Here is a 19,235-nt window from a genome sequence, read left to right as displayed (position 1 = left end):
CTTGTGGACCCGCGGGCCGGATCGGTCAGCGGGTCCGCCGCCGGATCGTTACGAGCACCAGCGCGGTGCCGCCGGTCAGCAGCAGGGCGCCGAGGCCGAGGACCGGGCCCACGTCGGTGCCCGTGTCCGGGAGACCGCCGGTGCCGCCGGGCGTGGTCGGCACGGGGGCCGGTGTGGCCGAGCTGGACGACGTGGTCGTGTCGGTGGCGGTGGTTGTGGACGTGGTCACCGGGGTCGTCGTGGTGGTGGGGCCGGTCGGCGTGGTCGGGTCCGAGGTGGGTGTGGTGCTGGTCGTCGGCTCGGTGGTGGTCGTTGACGTGGTGGCGGTCGGTTCGGTGGTGCTGGTCGACGTTGTGGTGGTCGGGTTGCCGGTGGTCGGCGTCGTCGTGGTGGTGCCGGGGGTGCTCGGCGGTGTCGGGCTCGTCGTCGTGGTGGTCGTCGTGGTCGGCTCGGGCGTCTTGTCGCACGACGGGAGGTCGCCGGTGAACGGGTAGGAGTGGAACTCCTGCCCGCCGCCGCCTTGGCCGGCGCTCGAGCCGTGGACCAGGTCGCCCGCCGTGAAGAACCGCCCGTTGGTGCCGGGCAGTGTCACCGTCGTCGTGCCGCCGGGGTTGCCCGCGAGCACACTGCCCTGGAACATGCCGCTGCCGATGAGCTGGACCGTCGTCGCCTCCGGGAAGTTCCACAGCAGGCGGGGGCGCAGCCGGTTCAGCGGGTCGTTGTCGTCGAGGGTGCCGCTGTAGGTGTTGATCGTCCGGACGCCGCCGGTGAGGTTGACCAGCACCGTCGCGCCCGCGGGGATGCCGGTGAACACGATGCCCTGCGTGCTGCCGCCCCGCCCGGCGATGTCCTGGGTGACGGTGAAGACCTGCAGTGCGGACTTCCCGTCGCCGGTGAAGAGGGTCTGGTAGTTCTGGTTCTCCACGGTCCCGGTCGCGGCGGTGCGGGCATAACATTCGCTGGCCGCGGTGAGCCCGGCCCGCAGCCCCGCGTACGGCTTCATCGCCGCCGGATCGTGCACGAGCGTGCCGAGCACGGTGCCGGTGGCCGTCCCGGCGTGGCGGACCACCCCGCCGGCCGAGTCGCCGACGGCGTCGAGCCGCTGCCGCTCGGCGACCGTGAGGTCCCCGCCGACGGTCAGGTAGTCGGCGCCGTCCGGCGGCGGCACCCGGGAGCCGACCCCGGCGACGCCGACGTTGTAGATCGAGGAGCCGGACGTCTTCCGCAGGGTGAAGTCACCACCGACGACCACCCGGCCCTCGGCCTCGGCGGCGCTGCCGGTGACGCGCATGCTGCCGCCGACGAAGACGTTGATGCCGTTGTCACGCCCGGCGAACGAGCCGTTTCCGACCGGCGGGTGGGTCCCCGGGCAGCTGCCCGGCACGCACGGCCCGAGGCCGCCGGGCAGCGGGTCGGCCTGCGCGGACCGCACGAACGGCACCGAAAGCACCACGAGCCCGCAGGCCGCCAGCGCCGCCAGCGCGGTTTGGGTCACGCGCACGGAAACCTCCCCTGTCCACTGTGGACTTCCCATGGCGGACGATACGGGCCGGTCACAGCGCCGGCACGCCGATCCACCCGATCGAGGGCGCGCCGGATCAGCGCCGAGCGGGTCGCGTCGATCAGCCTGCCGGACCCGGACGGCAGCCGGCCACAGTGGACGGACCTGGGCCGATGAAATCCCGGTGAACCCCGGCGTCCTCCCGGGGCAGGATGCGCCGGTGCGGCGGAGTTCCTAGGCTGGGCGGGTGAGGGTGGTGAGCGGGGTCCGGAGCCGCCTGGAGACGAGCATCGGCCGGGCCGGGATCGCGCTCCCGTGGTGGGTCCCGGTCGGGGTGAGCGCCTTCGGGGCCGTGCTGGCGGTCGCCGCCGTCGCGCAGCGCGGGGCGCTGGTGCCGCCCGCGCCGATCGCGCTCGGCGGGCTGCTCGCGGTCGTGACGGCGCTCGGCTGGGCCGTCACCGGCCGGATCGCGCCGCCGTGGCTGAAGGCGCTCACCGTGGTGGCGGCGGTCGCGATCCTCCTGTCGGACCCGGTTGTCCCCGACTTCGCCCCGGTCATGCTGGTGGTGCTCACCGCCGAGACGGCGGCGATCGCCCGGCCGGTGGTGGCGCTGAGCGTCGCCGCGGCGAGCGTCGCGACGCTGAGCGTCGCCTCGGCGCGGGTCGGGCTCGTCGGGTTCCCGGTCTACGTCGCCGCGGTGCTGCTCGGCCTGGCCGGCGGGGTCATGATGCGCTGGTACGTGCGGGCGCTGGGAGCCGAGCGCGCGGCCCGCGACTCCGCCCGCGACCAGGCCGTCCTCGCCGAACGGCAGCGGATCGCCCGCGAGGTCCACGACGTCGTCGCGCACTCGCTGAGCATCACGCTGCTGCACCTGACCGGCACCCGGCACGCCCTGAAGCAGGACCGGGACATCGAGGAGGCCCTGGAGGGGCTCGAGGAGGCCGAACGGGTCGGGCGGGCGGCGATGGCCGACATCCGCCGGACCGTCGGGCTGCTCGCCGAGGCGCCCGCCGGCACCCGCCCGCTGCCGGACGCCCGGGACATCGGCGCGCTGGTCGAGCGCACCCGCGCGGCCGGCCTGGCGGTGCACTACGAGCGGCACGGCGACCCGGCCGGGGTGCCGGACCTGGCGGGGCTCGGGCTGTACCGCATCGCGCAGGAGTCCCTGGCCAACGTGGCCAAGCACGGCGCCGGGGCGCCGGCGCGGATGCGGCTGGCCATCGGCGCGGGCGAAGCGCGGCTGACCGTCCGCAACCGGCTCCCGGCCGGGGCCCTGCCGACCGCCGCGGGCGGGTCCGGCCTGACCGGGATGGCCGCGCGGGCGGGACAACTGGGCGCGGAGTTCAGCGCGGGACCGGAAGGGACGGACTGGGTGGTGGCGGTCAGCGTGCCGGCGGGTGCCGCATCGTGACGGACGCCGACGTCGTCCGGGTCCTGCTCGTCGACGACCAGGAGCTCGTGCGGTCCGGGCTGCGGCGGATCCTGCGCCACCGCGACGGGTTCGTCATCGCGGGGGAGTGCGGTGACGGCGCGGACGTCCCCGCGGCGCTGGCCGCCGCCGAGGTGGACGTCGTCGTGATGGACCTGCGGATGAAGCACGTCGACGGGATCGAGGCGACCCGGCGGCTCCGGCGGGCCGGCGCCCGGCCGCCGGTGCTGGCGCTGACCACGTTCGACGACGACGAGCTGCTCGCGGGCGCCCTGCGCGCCGGCGCGGTCGGCTACATCCTCAAGGACTCGCCCGCCGAAGACCTCATCCGGGCGGTGCGCGCGGTGGCCGCGGGTGACGCCTGGCTCGACGCGGCGGTGACGGCCCGCGTGCTCACGACCTACCGGCGCGCGGCCGCCGACGGGTCCGGGGGCCCGCCGCCGGGCCTGCTGACGCCGCGCGAGCTGGACGTGCTGCGTGCGGCCGGCCGTGGCCTGACCAACACCGAGATCGCCGGCGCGCTGGTCGTCTCGGAGCTGACCGTGAAGAGCCACCTGAGCCGCATCTTCACCAAGCTGGGCCTGCGCGACCGGGCCGCCGCCGTCGTCTACGCGTTCGACCACGGCATCGTCAGCCCGCGTGCCGGGTCTTCGCCGTCCATTGTGGACGACGCGCCGGTGCTGCTCCCGGCCGGGCCGGACCCGGTGCCGGGGCTGCGGTTTTCGGTGCTGGGCCCGCTGCGCGCGTGGCGGGGCGGCAGCCCGCTCGACCTCGGCCCGGTGCGCCAGCAGGCGTTGCTGGCCGCGCTGGTGCTGCGCGCGGGTGACACGGTCAGCCAGTCCGAGCTGCTCGACGGCGTGTGGGGGCTGGAGCCGCCCGGCACCGGGGGCCGGGTGGTGCCGGTGTACGTGCACCGGCTGCGCAAGTGCCTGCGCGGGCCCGGCGAGCGCACGCCGGACTCGGTGATCGGCCGCACCCGCGGCGGCTACCGGTTCGCCGCCGAAGGGGTGCGGATCGACGCGGCCCGGCTGGCGGAGCTCGACGCGGACATCGGCGCCGCCGAGGAGGCGGGCGACCCGGCCGCCGCCGTCGCGAGCTGCGCCGCCGCGCTGGGGCTCTTCCACGGCGAGCCCCTCGCCGGGCTGCCCGGGCCGTTCGCGGAGGGGCAGCGGTTACGGCTCACCGAGCGCCGGAGCACGCTGTGGACGCGGAAGGCGCGGTGGCAGCTGCGGCTGGGCCGGGCCGCGGAAGCCGCCGAGGAGCTGTCCGCCGTGCTCGCGCTCGAGCCGTTGCGCGAGCCGCTGGCGGTGTTGCTCATGCGGGCGCTGCAGGCCACCGGCCGGCGTGCCGAGGCGATCGCGGTGTTCGGCCGCATCCGCACCCGGCTGGCCGAAGACCTGGGCGTCCCGCCCGGCGAGGAGCTGCGGCGCACCCACCGGGCGGTGCTCGACGAGGCGGTTCACCAGGATTTCATCGGTGGTCCCTAGCGTCCGCGCAGCGCCGGCCGGCGCGGGGGACGAGGAGGAGCCGGTGAGCCCGGCAGTGCCCGCACCGTGGAACACGATCGTGCCGCGGACCGCCGAACCGAGCCCGGGGGAGCGCACGGCGCAGACCGGGCCGGGGTGGAGCTGGACGGCGTACTTCCTGCCGTGGCGGCTGGGGGAGCCGGTTCCGCGGCACCGGTGGGCGACGTTCGGCACGGCCGCCCAGGCCATCGGCGACCTGCTGCGCTGCCTGGACGACGGTGCCGCCGGGGACCGCTGCGCCGCGGAGCTGCGGGCCCGGCGGCACCTGGGCGAGCTGGTGCTCTGCGACGGCAAGGACCGGGCGTACGTGGTGACCGAGCTGGGGCCCGGCGTGCACCTGAGCGTGGCGGCCGCCGCCCGGTTCGCGGTCTGGCACGCCGAGGCGGCGCCCCGCCGGTGGGAGATCATCGCCGCGGGCCGGCCGGTGCTGTTCTGACGCCGGCCGGTCCTTTGTGGACCTTCCCCGGTTCAGGGGCGGCGCGGTTCGGGGGTGCCGGTGACGGCCGCTCGGGCCGCGGCGGCCGCGGGGTGCAGCGGCAGCAGCCGGTCCAGGCCCAGGAGCTCCAGGGGCCGGGTGACCGCGGGCCCATCCGCCGCGATGGCGAAGGGGACGTCGTGCGCCTGGGCGTCGCGGTGGGCTTCGAACAGCACGGTCAAGACCATCGAATCGCAGAAGGTGGCCGCGGAGAGATCCGCGACGACCCCGCGGGCGTGGCCGCGGATCGGGGCGCGCAGCGCGTCACGGAGGTGGGGCGCGGCGCCGACGTCGACCTCGCCCGCGCACCGGACGGTCACGATTCCGGCGTCGGTGGTGGTCACGGGCGCGGTACGGGGGTCCGTCATCGAGTTTGCCTCCTGCCGGACGTGGTACCCACCAAGGCGTGAGATCACTCTTCCGGCGCAGGATCGCTGCGGCATCCGAGGGATAACGATGCACAAGCGTTGCGTCCGAGGTATAGCGTGGGCTGGCATCCCTGTTTCCCCGGCCGCGGTGGGTGCCACACCCCGCGGTCGGCGGGATCCGGCTGACGCGGGCCGGATCACCGGCGCCGGGCGGCGCCGAAGGGGGACGCGGCCGGCCGACGCCCCGCCGCCGCGTCCCCTGCGCCGGCTTCGTCCGGCGGAGCGTCGCCGTGTCGTCCCGGGTGGGGTGCGGTTCGCGTCGCTAAGCTTCGGCCCATTCGCCGTCCGGTGAGGTGAAGGGACACGGTGGAACCCGAGAACGTCGACACGCCGCCCGTCTGGGCGCCCGGCAAGGTGGCCGAGCTGCTCGGCGTGTCGCCGGTGACCCTCCGCAGCTGGAGCGCGCGCTACGGGATCGGCCCGCCGGTCGGCGCGGGGCGGCACCGCCGGTACTCCGACGCCGACGTCCGCCGCCTGCAGCACATGCAACGGCTCTCCGCGCGGGGCATGCCGGTGCGGGAGGCCGCCGCCGCGGCGTTCGCCGGCCCACCGGGCGACTCGCCCGACGTGCCGGCCGCCCGCCGTGTCCGCGAGCTCGTGGACGCCACCGACGAGCTGCGGTACGCGTCGGTCGCCGGGCTCCTCGACGAGACGATCGGCACCCTCGGCCCGGCCGCCGCCTGGACCGACGTCCTGGCCCCGGTCCTGCGCGGCCTCGGCGACCGGTGGCAGCGCGGCGACGTGTGCTTCGCGTCGGAGTGGGCGCTGACCAGCGAGATCTCGCTGGCGTTCGAGCGGTTCAGCCGCCGCTTCCCGGCCGCGGTGCCGGGCCGTCCGGTGCTGCTGGCCTGCTGCCCTTCCGAACGGCACTCCCTCCCGATGGAGGCGCTCCGGGCGACCCTGGCCGAGGCAGGGGTGCCGGTCGCGTACCTCGGCCAGCTGGTGCCGGCCGAGACGGTCGCCGACCTGGCGGCCCGCCTGGACCCGGTGCTGGTGCTCCTGTGGTCCCTCGCACCCCCGACGGCCGACGACCTGCTCGCGGCGCGCGTACGTGACCTCGGACGGGTGGTCGGCACCGCGGGGCCGGGGTGGACCCACCTCGGTGACCGGGGATTCCCTCGGGTGGACGACCTGGCCTCGGCGGTCGAGCTGGCGGTGGGCCACGCCCACGCCTGACGGCCCCCGCGTCAGCCCAGCTTGCCGAGCGCCCGCGTCAGTTCCGGCACCACTTCGTCCCCGAGCCGCTCGAACTCCCGCTTCAACAACGGGCTCGCCAGTTTCGCCAGTCCGTGGAACACGATCGTCGCCTGGTACCGGACCTCCGTGCCGTCCGGGCCCGAGGTCAGCGTGAAGTCATCGGTCGACGTCGCGGTCTTGTTCTCCCCGACGAACGTCACGCGCCCGGAGTCCCGCCGCGTCAGGCGGTAGTCCAGCGCCGTCTTCTTGCCCCGGAACTCCGACACGTTGTGCCACTGCGCGCCGACCTCGAGCGGGCCCGCGTCGGTGCGGGTGCACGTCACCGTGCCGGGGTCCCAGTCCTCGGTGTGCGCGAAGTCCGCCAAATATGCCGCCACGAGCTCGACCGGCGTGCGCACGGTGACAGTGCGTTCGACCTGGACCATCTGGGCCTCCCGGGACCGGTTCGCTGCGGAGTCGATGCAACCGTAGCGGTGCCCGCTCAGCGGGGCATCACGACCGCCCTTGCCGACATCGATGTCATTATTCCTAATTCTTGTCTTCCTTGTCGTCTTGACGGCCCTGGCGGCCGGCGCCGAAGCTTTCTGGCAACGTTGTCAGCCAACGGTGCCGACGCCCCGCCAGGTCCCCGCGCCCCGTTCACGGCTGCCGCTCGAGAACGGAGTACACATGGCGGAGGAGTACGGCATCGGCCCGGACGTCGAACCCGTGGAGGTGGCCGCCGTCTCCCGGCGGCACGTCCTGGCCGCCGGGACCGGGCTGCTGGCCGGGTTCGGCCTGGCGGCCGTCCTGCCCGGTGTTGCGGCCGCGGCGCCCGCCGTGGCCGAGGGCCAAGCCGCGCGCACCGATCTGGCGCTGTTCCGGCCGGTGCAGGTGTCCTCGGCCGACTACGCCGCGACCCCGGCCGAGTTCGCCGTCGACGGCCTGGCCCAGGTCGGCGTCCGCGGCTCCGGCTGGCGCGCCGCGCAGGGGGACGACCAGTGGATCGTCGTCGACCTGCAGGCGCAGTGCCGGCTCGACTCGGTCGTGCTGACCTTCGAGGCGAAGCCCGGCGACCCGGCGTTCGACGCCGCCGCGTCCCGGTCCCACACCAGCGGCTTCGAGATCCTGTCGAGCTACGCGACGGTGTTCGACCTCGACGTCTCCGGCGACGGCAAGGCCTGGCGCACGGTCCACCACAGCGACGCCGGCGCCGGTGGCGTCGTGACGATCCCGCTCCCGGCCGTCACCGCGCGCTGGGTCCGCTTCTCCGCGTCGAGCCGCTCGACGACGAACCCCCTGGGTCTCAACGGCTTCCAGGTGTTCGGCACCGGCCCGCAGAACCGCCCGGCGGTGCACGGCTGGACGAGTTTCCCGGTGCGTCCGCACGACGACCCGCCCGCGCTCGCCGTCGCGGCCGACGGCACCGTGCCGCTCGAGTCCGGCTGGGTGCTCACGATGGACGACTGGGCGCCCACCGGGGACGGCAAGGCCCTCTCCGCTGCCACGGTGGACACCCGCGGCTGGCTCCCGGCGACCGTCCCCGGCACGGTGCTGGCCTCGCTCGTCGAGCAGGGGCAGCTGCCCGACCCGGTGGCCGGCATGAACAATATGCACGTCCCGGAGGCGCTCTCCCGGCACGCGTGGTGGTACCGCCGCCGCTTCGGCCTCCCGCGTGGCCTCGACACCTCACCGGGCCGGCACGTGTGGCTCGAGTTCGACGGTGTAAACCACGAAGCGCAGATCTGGCTCAACGGCGCGGAGATCGCCACCCAGAGTCACCCGTTCGGCCGCGGCGCCCACGACGTCACCGCGGCGTTGCGCCGCACCGGTGAGCAGGCGCTCGCCGTGAAGATCTCGCCGATGCCGCGGCCCGGCAGCCCCGGCGACAAGGGTTCCAACGGCAGTTCCTGGGTCGACGCCGGCAGCACGATGTTCGACAACTCGCCGACCTACCTCGCGGTCTCCGGCTGGGACTGGATGCCCGCGGTCCGCGACCGCGCGTCGGGCATCTGGGACCACGTGCGCCTGCGCTCAACCGGCGCCGCCGTGCTCGGCGACGTCCGGGTCGACACGAAGGTGCCCGGCCCGGGCCTCGCCGAGGTCACCCTGACCGTCCCGGTGCGCAACGCCGCCGCGACGGCCCAGCGGGTCAAGGTCACCGCCGCCTTCGGCCCGGTCACCGTGTCGAGCACGGTCACCGTCCCGGCCGGGCAGAGCACCGACGTCGTGTTCCCGAAGCAGCAGGTCAAGAACCCGAAGCTGTGGTGGCCCAACGGCTACGGCGACCCGAACCTGTACGACCTGACGCTCACCGCGGCGATCGGCGCGGCCACGAGCGACCGCCGGACGGCCAAGATCGGCCTGCGTGAGATCGGCTACCGGTACGACCTGCCGATCGTGATCGCCGACGGCCGGGCCACCCAGACCGTCGACCTCGCCCCGCAGAACACCCGGTACGTGCGGATGCAAGGCCTCAAGCGGGCCACCGGCTGGGGCTTCTCGCTCTGGACGATGGCCGTGGTCGACAGCAAGAACCCGGACACCGACCTGGCGCAGGGCAAGCCGTCCAGTTCGTTGTCGGTCGCCGACGGCAACCCGCCCGAGCGGGCCTTCGACGGCGACGCGAACACCCGCTGGACGTCGGCCTACGACGACAACCAGTGGCTGCAGGTCGACCTCGGCGCCGCGACCGCGTTCGACCGGGTCGTGCTGACCTGGGAGACCGCCTACGCCGCGACGTTCAAGATCCAGGTCTCGGCCGACGGCGAGAACTGGACCGATGCCGCGTCGGTGGACAACAGCCCGAAGCCGCTGACCTTCCTCGTCAACGGTGTCAAGATCTTCGCCCGCGGCGGCAGCTGGGGCTGGGACGAGCTGCTGCGCCGGATGACCCCCGAGCGGACCGACGCCGTCGTCGCGATGCACCGCGACATGAACTTCACGCTGATCCGCAACTGGGTCGGCTCGTCCTACCGCCAGGAACTGTTCGACGCCTGCGACAAGTACGGCATCCTGCTGTGGAACGAGTTCTGGGACGGCTGGTCGACCGACCCGGCCAACCACGACATCTTCCTGGCGCAGGCGCAGGACACCGTGCTGCGCTACCGCCACCACGCCTGCGCGACGGTCTGGTTCGGCTGCAACGAAGGCACCCCGCCGCCGGTGATCGACAACGCGCTGCGCGACATCGTCCACTCGAACACCGACCTGCTCTACCAGGGCAACTCGGCGGGCGGTGTCATCACCGGCGACGGGCCCTACTACTGGCAGGACCCGAAGCGGTACTTCACCGGCGAGGCGACCGGCGGCAAGTACGGGTTCTGGAGCGAGATCGGGCTGCCGACCGTGTCGGTCGTCGAGAGCATGCGCAACCTCGTCGGGCCGGACGACCCGGGCTGGCCGATCGGCGCGCCGTGGTTCCTGCACGACTGGTCGACCAACGGCAACCAGTCACCGCAGAGCTACCTGGCGGCGATCGACGCGCGGCTCGCGCCGTCGACGAGCCTGGCGGAGTTCTGCCGCAAGGCGCAGTTCGTCAACTACGAAAGCATGCGCGCGATCTTCGAGGCGTGGAACACGAAGCTGTGGAACGACGCCACCGGTGTGCTGCTGTGGATGTCGCACCCGGCGTGGCACAGCACGGTCTGGCAGACCTACGACTACGACCTCGACGTCAACGGCAGTTACTACGGCGCGCGCAAGGGCTGCGAAGCCCACCACGTCCAGGCCGACCTCACGACGTGGCAGGTCCGGGTCGTCAACCACACCCCGGCCGCGCTCACCGGGGTCACCGCCACCGCGCGGCTGTACGGCCTGGACGGCGCGGCGCTGGGGCCGGCGCAGCAGCAGAAGCTCGACGTGGCCCCGATTTCGGGCGCGGCGGCCTTCACGGTCCCGTTCGAGGCCGGGCACCCGGACCTGCACCTGCTGCGGCTGACCCTGACCGACACCCGCGGCGCGGTGCGGTCGGAGAACACGTACTGGCGCTACCGCAGCGACACGGCGATGCGCGCGCTCAACCAGCTCCCGGGCGCCCGGCTGAGCACAACGCTGCGCCCCGACGGCGACGCGTTCACCGCGACGGTCCGCAACGACGGTCGCACGGTCGCGGCGATGATCCGGCTGTCCCTGCGGGAGCACAACGGAACCGATCGGGTGCTGCCGACCAAGTACGGCGACAACTACTTCTGGCTGCTGCCGGGGGAGAGCCGCACGGTCCGCGTCGAGCCGCGGCGGCGCGTGCCGGGGGCGAAGCTGCTGGTGGAGGCCTACAACGTGGCGGCGAAGCTGGCGGGCTGACTCACTGGTCCTCCTCTTCCTCCTCGTCGTCCGGCGGGACCTGGCGGCGGGCGAGGAAGATCAGCAGGGCGATGATCGCCACCGGGCCGGTGAACAGGGCGATCTCGTCCCAGCCGCCCTGGTGCATCATCACCACCCGCGCCGCCGTGTCCACCGCCGTCACGCTCCCGACACGAGCGCGATGCCGACCGCGGTGTAGCCGACCATCAGCGCCAGCAAGGGGTACTGGCCGACCGTCCGGTACCCCTTGCGCAGCACACCGAGGGCGCGGTCGTGCGCCGAGCCGACCGCCAGGACGTGCCCGAGCACGATCGCGCCCACCTGCACCAGCGCGATGACCGTGGTGGACACCACCGTGTAGTCGACAACAGCGGGATCCAACCCGCGCTGGCCGTCGAACACGGCGAACGAGAAGTAATGGGCCACCGTGTACCCGACCATGATCGGCACCAGCGTGTGCGCGAATCCCGCGTACGGCTCGGTTCCGCGGCGCAGGTACGGCCGCGTGAGCCGGATCCCGCCGGCGTACGCGGCGGCGGTGAGGGCGATCGCCGCGAGGAGCCCGGCCGTGCCGAGCAGCAGCGACGGCCCGTCGCCGGTCAGGTCGCTCCAGAACGGGAGCCGGGTCAGGCCGTCGAACGCCGTCGAGCCCAGGACGACGAGGATCAGCGGCGTCAGGCCGGGGGAGCGGCCGAGCGCGAGCAGCCCGTCGAGCGGGGAGCGCACGACCAGCCGCCCGTCGGCCCGCCGTCCGAACGGCGACAGCCCGGCGATGAGGACGGCGTAGACCTCGAACCCGTCACCGCGGTCGAACCAGCGTGGCCCGAACACCGCGCCGGCGGCCACGTGCGCCACCGCGTAGAGCGTGACGAATCCGGCGATCAGGCGGGGCGAGTCGGAGTGGCCGGAAGCCAGCTCCAACCAGAGGAATACGAGCAGGCCCGCCACCGCGGGCCGGTAGCCCAGTCGCTCCGGCAGGGGACGGCGTCCGGAGCCGAACAGCGAAGCCAAGGTGCGCAACGGGTTCATCCGCCGCCAGACCGGACCCGCGATCAGCGAGAGCGGCACCAGCCCGACCCAGAACCACACGTAGAACCACGCGGGCGCCGGGTTGGCCGCCGCCGTGTCCGGGCCGAACCACGCCGTCGCCAGGAACCCGGCGAGGCAGGCGAGCCCGAGTCCTTTGAGGACGATCCACGTCCCGCGGGAGTCGATCGCCCGGGCGAACGGCAGCGGCCGGCCGGCTTCTTCACCGCGCAGCCGCGGCGTCTTCCACAACAGCGTCAGCACGACGAACGACGCGAGGACCGCGGCCGCGCCGGCGTAGAGCGCGAGCCAGAGCGGGACCGGCAGGTCGGACCGCCCGCCGAGCCCGTGGGCCAGGACGATCGTCACGCGCCGACCCGCAGCTGGGTCAGCCTCGCCCCGCTGTGGTGCAGCTCGACCTCGAACAGCCCAGGTACGTCGGCGGTGAACGCCACCGACCCGGGCTTACCGGCGGTCAGCTCGACTTCCTTGTCGTAGCCGTGGACGTGCAGCTCGTCGTCGGCGTCCGTGGTGACCTCGATCCGGACGGCCCGGCCGTGGGTGACCTCGACGCGGTCGGGGCCGGCGGTCCGCTTGCCGCCCTGCACGGTGAACCGGACGACCTGCTCGCCGGCCGGCGCCGCGGGCGCCGGGGAACCGCAGCCGCCCAGCAGCAGGGCCAGCATTGTCACCGCCACCAGGATCCGCGCCATCGTTGTCCTTCTCCTCGTGCGGGATGTCCGGTTGCGGGCACCCCGGGCTTGCCCGGGTGGTTCGCCCGGCTTATCGTGTGACGAACAGTAACAGTTACTTGAGTTCACGGAATCGGGAAGGCGCGCGAGATGCTCTTGGCGCAGGAGAACAGCCCGCCGGCCGGGGGTGCCCAGTTCGGCCAGATCGTCGTCGCCGGGCTGATGTTCCTGCTGGTCTTCTTCCCGCTCGCGATCTTCGTCCTGCGGACGCGCGCCGGCAAACGCACGCTCGTCGGCCGTCTCGCCGACTGGTCGGGCGAGCTGTCCGGCCTGCCGCGCTGGGCCGCGCTGCCGATGTTCGTCGCCTTCCTCTCCGGGATGGCCGCCCTGATCGGCGTCTACTGGGACGTCCCGATCCACATGGAGCTCGGCCGCGACGAAGGCCCGCTGGCGAACCCGTCGCACTACCCGATCTACTTCGGACTGATGGGCATCTTCGCCAGCGGAGTGCTGACTGCCGCGCTGGCCAAGGGAAAGCTGCCCAAGCGCACCTTCAAGCTCGGCCCGCACTGGCGGGTGCCGATGGGCAGCGTCCAGATGATGCTGACCGGGCTCGTCGGTATCGCCGGCTTCCCGCTCGACGACGTCTGGCACCGGCTCTTCGGCCAGGACGTCACCGAGTGGGGCCCCACCCACGTGCTGATGATCGGCGGCGGTGTCGGTGTGGTGATCGGCCTGCAGCTGCTGCTCGCCGAAGCCCGCCAGGTCGGCGCCACCGGCCCGCTCGCACGGCTGCTCGGCCCGGTGCTCGCAGGCGCGTGGATGATGGGCGCGTCGGCGTTCCTGATGGAGTTCGACCTCGGCGTGCCGCAGTTCCCGATGCTCGCCCAGGTGGTGCTCGTCGGCCTGATCGGCAGCTGGACGCTCGTCTGCGGGCGCCTGTCGTGGGGGCCGGGCGGCGCGCTGATCGTGGTCGCCGTGCTGCTCGTGACCCGGGCCGTCTTTTCGATCATCCCGCTGGTGGCGGACCTGCACGTCGCATCGCTGCTGCCGTACGCCGCCGAGGCGGTGGTGATCGAGATCGTGGCGCTGCTGGTGCGCGGCCCGCTGTTCCCGGTGGTCGCCGGGCTGGCGAGCGGCACCCTCGGCCTGCTCGGCGAGTGGGCGTTCTCGCAGTGGCTGATGCCGGACCCGTGGCCGTCCGCGGACCTCGGCCTGTTCCTGGTCTTCGGCGCCGCCGCCAGTGTTGCGGGTGCGCTGGTCGGCGCGTGGCAGTACCGGCGGATCGAGGACGTCGCCGCGGGGGCCCGCCCGCGTGAGGCGTTCGGCGCCCGGCACGCCACCGGACTGGCCGGAGCGCTCGGGGTGGTCGCGCTGATGGCGGCGGTCGCCGTCCCGCTCGCCCCGCCGCCCGGGCTCACCGCCGACGTCCGGCTGACGGAGGCCGCGGCCGGTCAGGAGATCTCGAACCCGCACGGTGGTGGCACCCCCCGCTGGGTGGACGCGACCGTGACGATCTCCCGGCCCGACCTCGCCGACGACGCCGTCTGGCTCACCGGCTTCGCCTGGCAGGGCGGGGACTTCTACTCCGCGCCGCTGGAGAAGATCGGCCCGGGCGCCTACCGCACAGCCGAGCCGCTGCCGGTCTTCGGGCAGTGGAAGACCGGTATCCGGTTGCACGTCGCGAACCGCCTGATGGCGCTCGCCCCGGTCTACGCGCCCGCCGACCCGGCGGCTAACGCCCCGGTGATCGCCGCCGCGTCCGGGCAGCGCGACTTCGTCTCCGAGATCTCGTTCCTGCAGCGGGAACGCAAGACGGACACACCACTGGTGTTGTGGACGGTCGCCTACGTCGTGGTCGGCCTGATCTTCGCCGGGATGTGGGCGGTGTTCGCGTGGCTGTACGCGGCTGCGGCGGCCGGCAACCCGGCGCGGCGCCGCGAACCGGCCAGTTAGTCCACGCAGACGAATCCAGGGGCTGAATTCGTACCCCTCGACGAACTAGGCTGAGGTTTCCGCGCCTAGTTTCGGGAGGTGCTCGTTTCGGTGAACCTGCGCCCGCACGCCAGCCTCGGCCGAGTCCTCGACGACCTGGGCGGCACCCTCCTGGACCTGGTGCTCGGGGACGGCGACCGGCCCGGCGGCATCGGCGGGGTCGCCATCCACGACCCGCTCGACGAGCCGGCGCTGCCGCAGCACGCCCTGGTGCTCGGGGTCGGCCTCGGCGAGCCCGAGGAGATCGTGCGGCAGCTGCGGACGCTCGCCCGGCACGACGCCGCCGGGCTCGTGCTGCGCGCCCCGGTCACGGTCACCGCGGCGATCACCGCCGCCGTCGAGGAGACCGGCGTCGCCCTGCTGAGCCTGGCCCGGGGCGCGTCCTGGGCCCAGCTCGCCGCGATGCTGCGGTCGCTGCTCGCCGAGGGTGACGTCGGGGGAGCCGAACCCGAGACGCTCGCCGGGCTGCCGTCGGGTGACCTGTTCGCGGTGGCCAACGCGATCGGCGCGCTCATCGACGCGCCGGTCACCATCGAGGACCGCCGGTCCCGTGTGCTGGCGTTCTCCGGCCGTCAGGACGAAGCCGACCCTTCACGTGTCGAGACCATCCTCGGCCGGCAGGTGCCGGAGCGGTTCGCGCGCATGCTGGTCGACCGCGGGGTGTTCCGCGAGCTCTACCGCAGCGACCGGCCGGTGTACATGGACGTCCCGCCGCAGAGCCTCGACGGGCTGACGATGCCCCGGGTGGCCGTCGCGGTCCGGGCCGGCGACGAGATCCTCGGCTCGATCTGGGCCGCGGTGCGCGAACCGCTGACCCCCGACCGGACCCAGGCGCTCTGCGACGCGGCCCCGCTGGTGGCGTTGCACCTGCTGCGCGTCCGGGCGGGCGCCGACGTCGAACGGCGGCTGCGCGCGGATCTGCTGAGCACGGCGCTGGAAGGCGGGGCCGCCGCACGCGAGGCGCTCAGCCGGCTGGGCCTGGCCGACCAGCCGGTGGTCGTGCTGGCGCTGGCGGTGCTCGAGACCGGAGAGCCCGGGCCCGCGGACGCCGGCCTCGCCACCGAGCGGCAGCGGCTGGCCGACGGGCTCGCGATGCACCTGAGCGCGGTGCACCCGCGCTGCGCCGCCGCGCTCGTCGGCGACACGGCGTACGGGCTGGTGCCGGTGACCCGGGACGCCGACGGGGAACGGCGTGCGCTGCGGATCGCGAAGGACTTCCTGGACCGGGTCGGCGACCGCGTCCGGGCCGTGGTCGGCATCGGCCCGGTGGCACGCAGCGCGGCCGAGCTGCCCGAAGCGCGAGACAGCGCCGACCGGGCCCTGCGGGTGCTGCGGTCGGGCAGCGGCACCGGCCGCCGGGTCGCGCTGCTGGCTGACGTGCACGTCGAGGCATTGCTGCTGGAGCTGCAGGACCTGGTCGCCGTCCGCGGCGACCGCCCGACCGGCCCGGTCGCCCGGCTCCTCGACTACGACGAGCAGCACCACGCCCACCTCGTCGAGACGCTGCGAGCCTGGCTCGACGCCTTCGGCGACGTCATCGCCGCGTCCGCCGCGGTCCACGTGCACCCCAACACGTTCCGGTACCGCCTGCGCCGGCTCGCCGAGGTCGGCGGCTTCGACATGACCGACCCGGAAGCCCGCTTCGCGGCCATGCTCCAGCTCCGAGTGGTCGCCCCGCCCGCCTCCTGACCGTGCGCCAAGAGGCATCTCGCGTGATCCGAGGGGACATACGCGTGATTCCCGGGGCATCACGGTGATGCCCGCTCGATCACGCGTGATGCCCCTCCGATCACGGGTGTGTCCCGTCTGGCTCGTCCGAAATGTCGGTGATTAACCACCGGTTTGCGGACGCTAGATGGTCAGTTACCTACTTTCGACCGGTGTGCGACCCCTTTGGGGCATGTGACTCTGCACGGACTTCACGTCAGGTGATCAAGCTTTCACGGAGGTGTACCGGGTGTCACGCAAACGGGTGGTCGCCGGAGGAGCAACGGTGAGCGCGGCTGTGGTCGCGGTGTCGCTGGCCACGATCAGCTCACCGGCCGAAGCGACCATCGCGCAGCCGTCGATGCACGCGCTGAACTCCCTCGCGATGCCGTTCGGCAGCGTGCTGCGACAGCAGCAGGAGATCGGCGGGGTGCCGGTGTTCGGCGGCCAGCTGATCCAGCTGCGCGACAAGGCGGGCGCGGTGCTCGCCACGCACGGCCGCACCACGAAGAAGACCACCGGCGCCTTCCCGAAGAGTGACGCGGGTGCCGCCGACGCCGCCATCGCGGACGTCGCGAAGCGCACCGGCCTGCCGGCGAACACGCTGAAGGCCGACACGCCCCGCGCGTACTGGTACGACGCGACCCTCGGCGGCGCGAAGGGTGACGGCGTCGCCGTGCCGACCTACCAGGTCACCGTGCACGGCAAGAAGCTGAACGACAAGTGGACCGAGGTGGTCAAGGCCGGCACGGCCGACGTCCTCACGTCCTGGTCGGAGGTTCGCGAGGCCAACCGCGACGTCTGCGACGCGAACCACAAGGTGGTCAGCGGCACCACCGACTCGGTCCGCTGCGGCACCGCGTTCGACGTCACCCGCAAGGAAGGCGGCGCCGAGTCGAGCGTCGCCGACGTCAACAACGTCTACAACTTCTTCGGCCAGGCCTCGGACTTCTACTCGAAGTACGTCAACGTCGACCTGACCGGCCTGATCGGCGCGGACTACAGCGACGGCACCGGCAAGGCGCTGCGCGGCACCGTCCGGATCTGCGTCGACGGCGAATGCCCGTTCGCGAACGCCTTCTGGGACGGCGAGCAGATGGCCTTCGGTGAAGGTGTCACCACCGACGACATCACCGGCCACGAGCTCACCCACGGTGTCACCCAGCACACCTCCGGGCTGAGCGGCGGCCAGGCCGACTCGATCAACGAAGGCCTGTCGGACGTCTTCGGCAAGTTCATCGGCATCACCTCGAACGACCCCAACGACACCGGGGACAACCGCTGGCTGCTCGGCGCGGGCTCGTCGCTCGGCGCGATCCGGAACATGAAGGACCCGCGCTCGTCGCTGACCCCGCAGCCGGACATGGTCAACGGCCCGGGCTGGGACACGAACAACCCGGACGAGCACATCAACGACGGCGTCGTGAACAAGGCCGACTACCTGATCACCGACGGCGACACCTTCAACAACCAGACCGTGCGCGGCCTCGGCCTCGACAAGTCGGTCCAGGTCTGGTGGGGCGTCGAGAACACGCTCACCCAGAGCGCGACGTTCAAGGACGTCGGCGAAGCCCTCAACTCCTCCTGCGCCGCGCTGGCCAAGGCGGGCACCGCGGGCATCACGGACGACGACTGCACCCAGGTCGCCAACGCGGTGAAGGCCACGCAGCTCGATCAGGACCCCAGCTGACCGAGCCGTAGCGGTCGTGAAGGGCACCTTCAGGGACATGAAGGTGCCCTTCACGGCGTTCAGCGGGGGACGGACGCGACCCCGGCGAGCAGGCGGTCGACGTCCTCGGCCGTGGTGTACGGCGCGATCCCGGCCCGCACCGCGCCGGTGTCCCCGAGCCCGAGGTGCCGGGCGCACTCGATCGCGTAGAAACTGCCCGCCGGCGCGTTGACGCCCTGCGTCCCGAGGTGCTCGTACACCGCCTGTGGCGGGACGCCGTCGACGGTGAACAGCGCCGTCGGGGTGCGGCGCCGGTCCGGCGCGCCGTGGCGGGTCACCCCGGGCACCTCCGCCAAGCCCGCGTCGAGGCGGGCGAGCAGCGCGTTCTCGTGCTCCTCGAGCGCCGCCAGCGAACCGAGGAGACGTGCGCGGCGCGAGCCCGTGCCGGGGACGAGCCCCGCGAGGAAGTCGATGGCCGCGGTCGTGCCGGCGAGCAGCTCGTACGGGAGCGTCCCGAGTTCGAAACGCTCCGGGACGGCGTCGGTCGCGGGCAGCAGCTTGTCCGGGTGCAACGTCTCCAGCAGCGCGGGCGCCGCGGCGACCAGCCCGAGGTGCGGGCCGAGGAACTTGTACGGCGAGCAGGCGTAGAAGTCGGCGCCCAGCGCCGTGACGTCGACCGCCGCGTGCGGGGTGAGGTGCACCCCGTCGAGGTACAGCAGCGCCCCGGCTTCGTGCACGGCCGCCGCGATCGCCGGGACGTCCGGGCGGGTGCCGAGCAGGTTGGACGCCGCCGTCAGCGCGACCAGCCGCGTTCGCGGAGACAGCAGCCCGGTGACGGCGGAAGGGGCCAGCGCACCGGTCGCGGGGTCGAAGTCCGCCCAGCGCACGGTGGCTCCGGCGGCCGCCGCGGCCTGCACCCACGGCCGGATGTTCGCGTCGTGGTCGAGCCGGGTCACGACGACTTCGTCGCCGGGGCCCCAGTTCTTGGCCAGTGTGCGGGAGAAGTCGTAGGTCAGCTGCGTCATGCTGCGGCCGAAGACGATCCCGGCCGGGTCGGCGGCGAGCAGGTCGGCAGCGGCCTGCCGGGCCTCGGTCACCACGGCGCCCGCCCGGCGCTCGGCGGCGGTGACCACACCGCGGTTGGCGATCGCGGCGCACAGCGTGCCGGCCACCGCCTCGCCGACGACGTCGGGAACCTGCGAGCCGCCCGGCCCGTCGAAGTGGGCGGCTCCCTCGGCGAGGGCGGGGAAGTGCTTGCGGACCGTCTGCACGTCGTAGCTCATGGCTCCAGCGTGCCAGGCTCCGGCGT

Annotated in this window: 15 protein-coding genes and 1 pseudogene; 9 read left to right on the top strand and 7 right to left on the bottom strand. The window is 73.5% G+C overall.

The window, feature by feature from the left end:
- Nucleotides 1–25 precede the first annotated feature (25 nt).
- Nucleotides 26–1,501: a choice-of-anchor A family protein gene (locus ACIA5G_RS10245; RefSeq protein ID WP_395922255.1), complete on the bottom strand. Its 1,476-nt coding sequence runs from the start codon at nt 1,499–1,501 to the stop codon at nt 26–28.
- Between the two features lie 247 nt (nt 1,502–1,748).
- Between ACIA5G_RS10245 and ACIA5G_RS10240 the strand changes: the two genes are divergently transcribed.
- From ACIA5G_RS10240 to ACIA5G_RS10225, 4 genes and pseudogenes are all read left to right on the top strand, one after another.
- Complete coding sequence (locus ACIA5G_RS10240; protein ID WP_395922253.1) at nt 1,749–2,912, top strand: sensor histidine kinase; 1,164 nt, start codon at nt 1,749–1,751, stop codon at nt 2,910–2,912.
- A pseudogene (locus ACIA5G_RS10235) lies at nt 2,909–3,568 on the top strand (response regulator); the annotation flags it as partial. The gene ACIA5G_RS10240 and the pseudogene ACIA5G_RS10235, both read left to right, overlap by 4 nt.
- A gap of 24 nt (nt 3,569–3,592) precedes the next feature.
- Nucleotides 3,593–4,417 (top strand): BTAD domain-containing putative transcriptional regulator, encoded by an 825-nt coding sequence (locus ACIA5G_RS10230; protein ID WP_395923498.1) that lies wholly within the window; start codon nt 3,593–3,595, stop codon nt 4,415–4,417.
- Between the two features lie 43 nt (nt 4,418–4,460).
- A complete protein-coding gene (locus ACIA5G_RS10225) occupies nt 4,461–4,892 on the top strand; it encodes a hypothetical protein (RefSeq protein WP_395922251.1) in 432 nt (143 codons plus the stop codon).
- 32 nt (nt 4,893–4,924) lie between these two features.
- Here ACIA5G_RS10225 and ACIA5G_RS10220 read toward each other — a convergent pair whose 3' ends face one another.
- Complete coding sequence (locus ACIA5G_RS10220; protein ID WP_395922249.1) at nt 4,925–5,299, bottom strand: STAS domain-containing protein; 375 nt, start codon at nt 5,297–5,299, stop codon at nt 4,925–4,927.
- A gap of 366 nt (nt 5,300–5,665) precedes the next feature.
- On the opposite strand from ACIA5G_RS10220, the gene ACIA5G_RS10215 reads away from it, so the two are divergent.
- A complete protein-coding gene (locus tag ACIA5G_RS10215; RefSeq protein ID WP_395922247.1) occupies nt 5,666–6,535 on the top strand; it encodes a MerR family transcriptional regulator in 870 nt (289 codons plus the stop codon).
- Nucleotides 6,536–6,546: 11 nt separating this feature from the next.
- On the opposite strand, the gene ACIA5G_RS10210 is transcribed toward ACIA5G_RS10215, so the two are convergent.
- Nucleotides 6,547–6,981 (bottom strand): SRPBCC family protein, encoded by a 435-nt coding sequence (locus ACIA5G_RS10210; RefSeq protein WP_395922246.1) that lies wholly within the window; start codon nt 6,979–6,981, stop codon nt 6,547–6,549.
- Between the two features lie 244 nt (nt 6,982–7,225).
- Here ACIA5G_RS10210 and ACIA5G_RS10205 point away from each other — a divergent pair, with 244 nt between their 5' ends.
- The gene (locus ACIA5G_RS10205) at nt 7,226–10,837 is read left to right on the top strand and encodes a discoidin domain-containing protein (protein WP_395922244.1); all 3,612 of its coding nucleotides are present in this window, start codon (nt 7,226–7,228) and stop codon (nt 10,835–10,837) included.
- 1 nt (nt 10,838) lies between these two features.
- Here the strand turns inward: ACIA5G_RS10205 and ACIA5G_RS10200 are convergent, their stop codons facing one another.
- From ACIA5G_RS10200 to ACIA5G_RS10190, 3 genes are read right to left on the bottom strand one after another with little or no spacing between them, the layout of a single operon-like run.
- Nucleotides 10,839–11,000, bottom strand: coding sequence for a hypothetical protein (locus tag ACIA5G_RS10200; protein ID WP_395922242.1), 162 nt, complete (start codon nt 10,998–11,000; stop codon nt 10,839–10,841).
- Nucleotides 10,997–12,232: a hypothetical protein gene (locus tag ACIA5G_RS10195; RefSeq protein WP_395922240.1), complete on the bottom strand. Its 1,236-nt coding sequence runs from the start codon at nt 12,230–12,232 to the stop codon at nt 10,997–10,999. The genes ACIA5G_RS10200 and ACIA5G_RS10195 overlap by 4 nt, the downstream gene beginning before the upstream one ends.
- On the bottom strand, nt 12,229–12,576 hold the full coding sequence (locus tag ACIA5G_RS10190) for a hypothetical protein (protein WP_395922239.1): 348 nt from the start codon (nt 12,574–12,576) through the stop codon (nt 12,229–12,231). Before ACIA5G_RS10190 ends, ACIA5G_RS10195 begins: the two co-directional genes overlap by 4 nt.
- Nucleotides 12,577–12,705: 129 nt before the next feature.
- Between ACIA5G_RS10190 and ACIA5G_RS10185 the strand changes: the two genes are divergently transcribed.
- From ACIA5G_RS10185 to ACIA5G_RS10175, 3 genes are all read left to right on the top strand, one after another.
- Nucleotides 12,706–14,511: a hypothetical protein gene (locus tag ACIA5G_RS10185; protein ID WP_395922237.1), complete on the top strand. Its 1,806-nt coding sequence runs from the start codon at nt 12,706–12,708 to the stop codon at nt 14,509–14,511.
- Between the two features lie 78 nt (nt 14,512–14,589).
- The gene (locus tag ACIA5G_RS10180; RefSeq protein ID WP_395922235.1) at nt 14,590–16,239 is read left to right on the top strand and encodes a PucR family transcriptional regulator; all 1,650 of its coding nucleotides are present in this window, start codon (nt 14,590–14,592) and stop codon (nt 16,237–16,239) included.
- A gap of 304 nt (nt 16,240–16,543) precedes the next feature.
- Nucleotides 16,544–17,947 (top strand): M4 family metallopeptidase, encoded by a 1,404-nt coding sequence (locus ACIA5G_RS10175; protein WP_395922233.1) that lies wholly within the window; start codon nt 16,544–16,546, stop codon nt 17,945–17,947.
- 59 nt (nt 17,948–18,006) lie between these two features.
- On the opposite strand, the gene ACIA5G_RS10170 is transcribed toward ACIA5G_RS10175, so the two are convergent.
- Complete coding sequence (locus ACIA5G_RS10170) at nt 18,007–19,209, bottom strand: cysteine desulfurase-like protein (RefSeq protein ID WP_395922231.1); 1,203 nt, start codon at nt 19,207–19,209, stop codon at nt 18,007–18,009.
- Nucleotides 19,210–19,235 lie beyond the last annotated feature (26 nt).

The sequence above is a fragment of the Amycolatopsis sp. NPDC051758 genome, assembly GCF_044453095.1.
Lineage (GTDB): Bacteria > Actinomycetota > Actinomycetes > Mycobacteriales > Pseudonocardiaceae > Amycolatopsis.
The sequence above is the reverse complement of the archived record's forward strand: the minus strand, read 5'-3'. Positions and strand labels throughout refer to the sequence as shown.

Bases quoted from the DNA above. Each gene is read 5' to 3' on its own strand.
- ACIA5G_RS10185 (WP_395922237.1), top strand. From the start codon at position 12,706: ATGCTCTTGGCGCAGGAGAACAGCCCGCCGGCCGGGGGTGCCCAGTTC.
- ACIA5G_RS10205 (WP_395922244.1), top strand. From the start codon at position 7,226: ATGGCGGAGGAGTACGGCATCGGCCCGGACGTCGAACCCGTGGAGGTG.
- ACIA5G_RS10190 (WP_395922239.1), bottom strand. From the start codon at position 12,576: ATGGCGCGGATCCTGGTGGCGGTGACAATGCTGGCCCTGCTGCTGGGC.
- ACIA5G_RS10220 (WP_395922249.1), bottom strand. From the start codon at position 5,299: ATGACGGACCCCCGTACCGCGCCCGTGACCACCACCGACGCCGGAATC.
- ACIA5G_RS10210 (WP_395922246.1), bottom strand. From the start codon at position 6,981: ATGGTCCAGGTCGAACGCACTGTCACCGTGCGCACGCCGGTCGAGCTC.
- ACIA5G_RS10170 (WP_395922231.1), bottom strand. From the start codon at position 19,209: ATGAGCTACGACGTGCAGACGGTCCGCAAGCACTTCCCCGCCCTCGCC.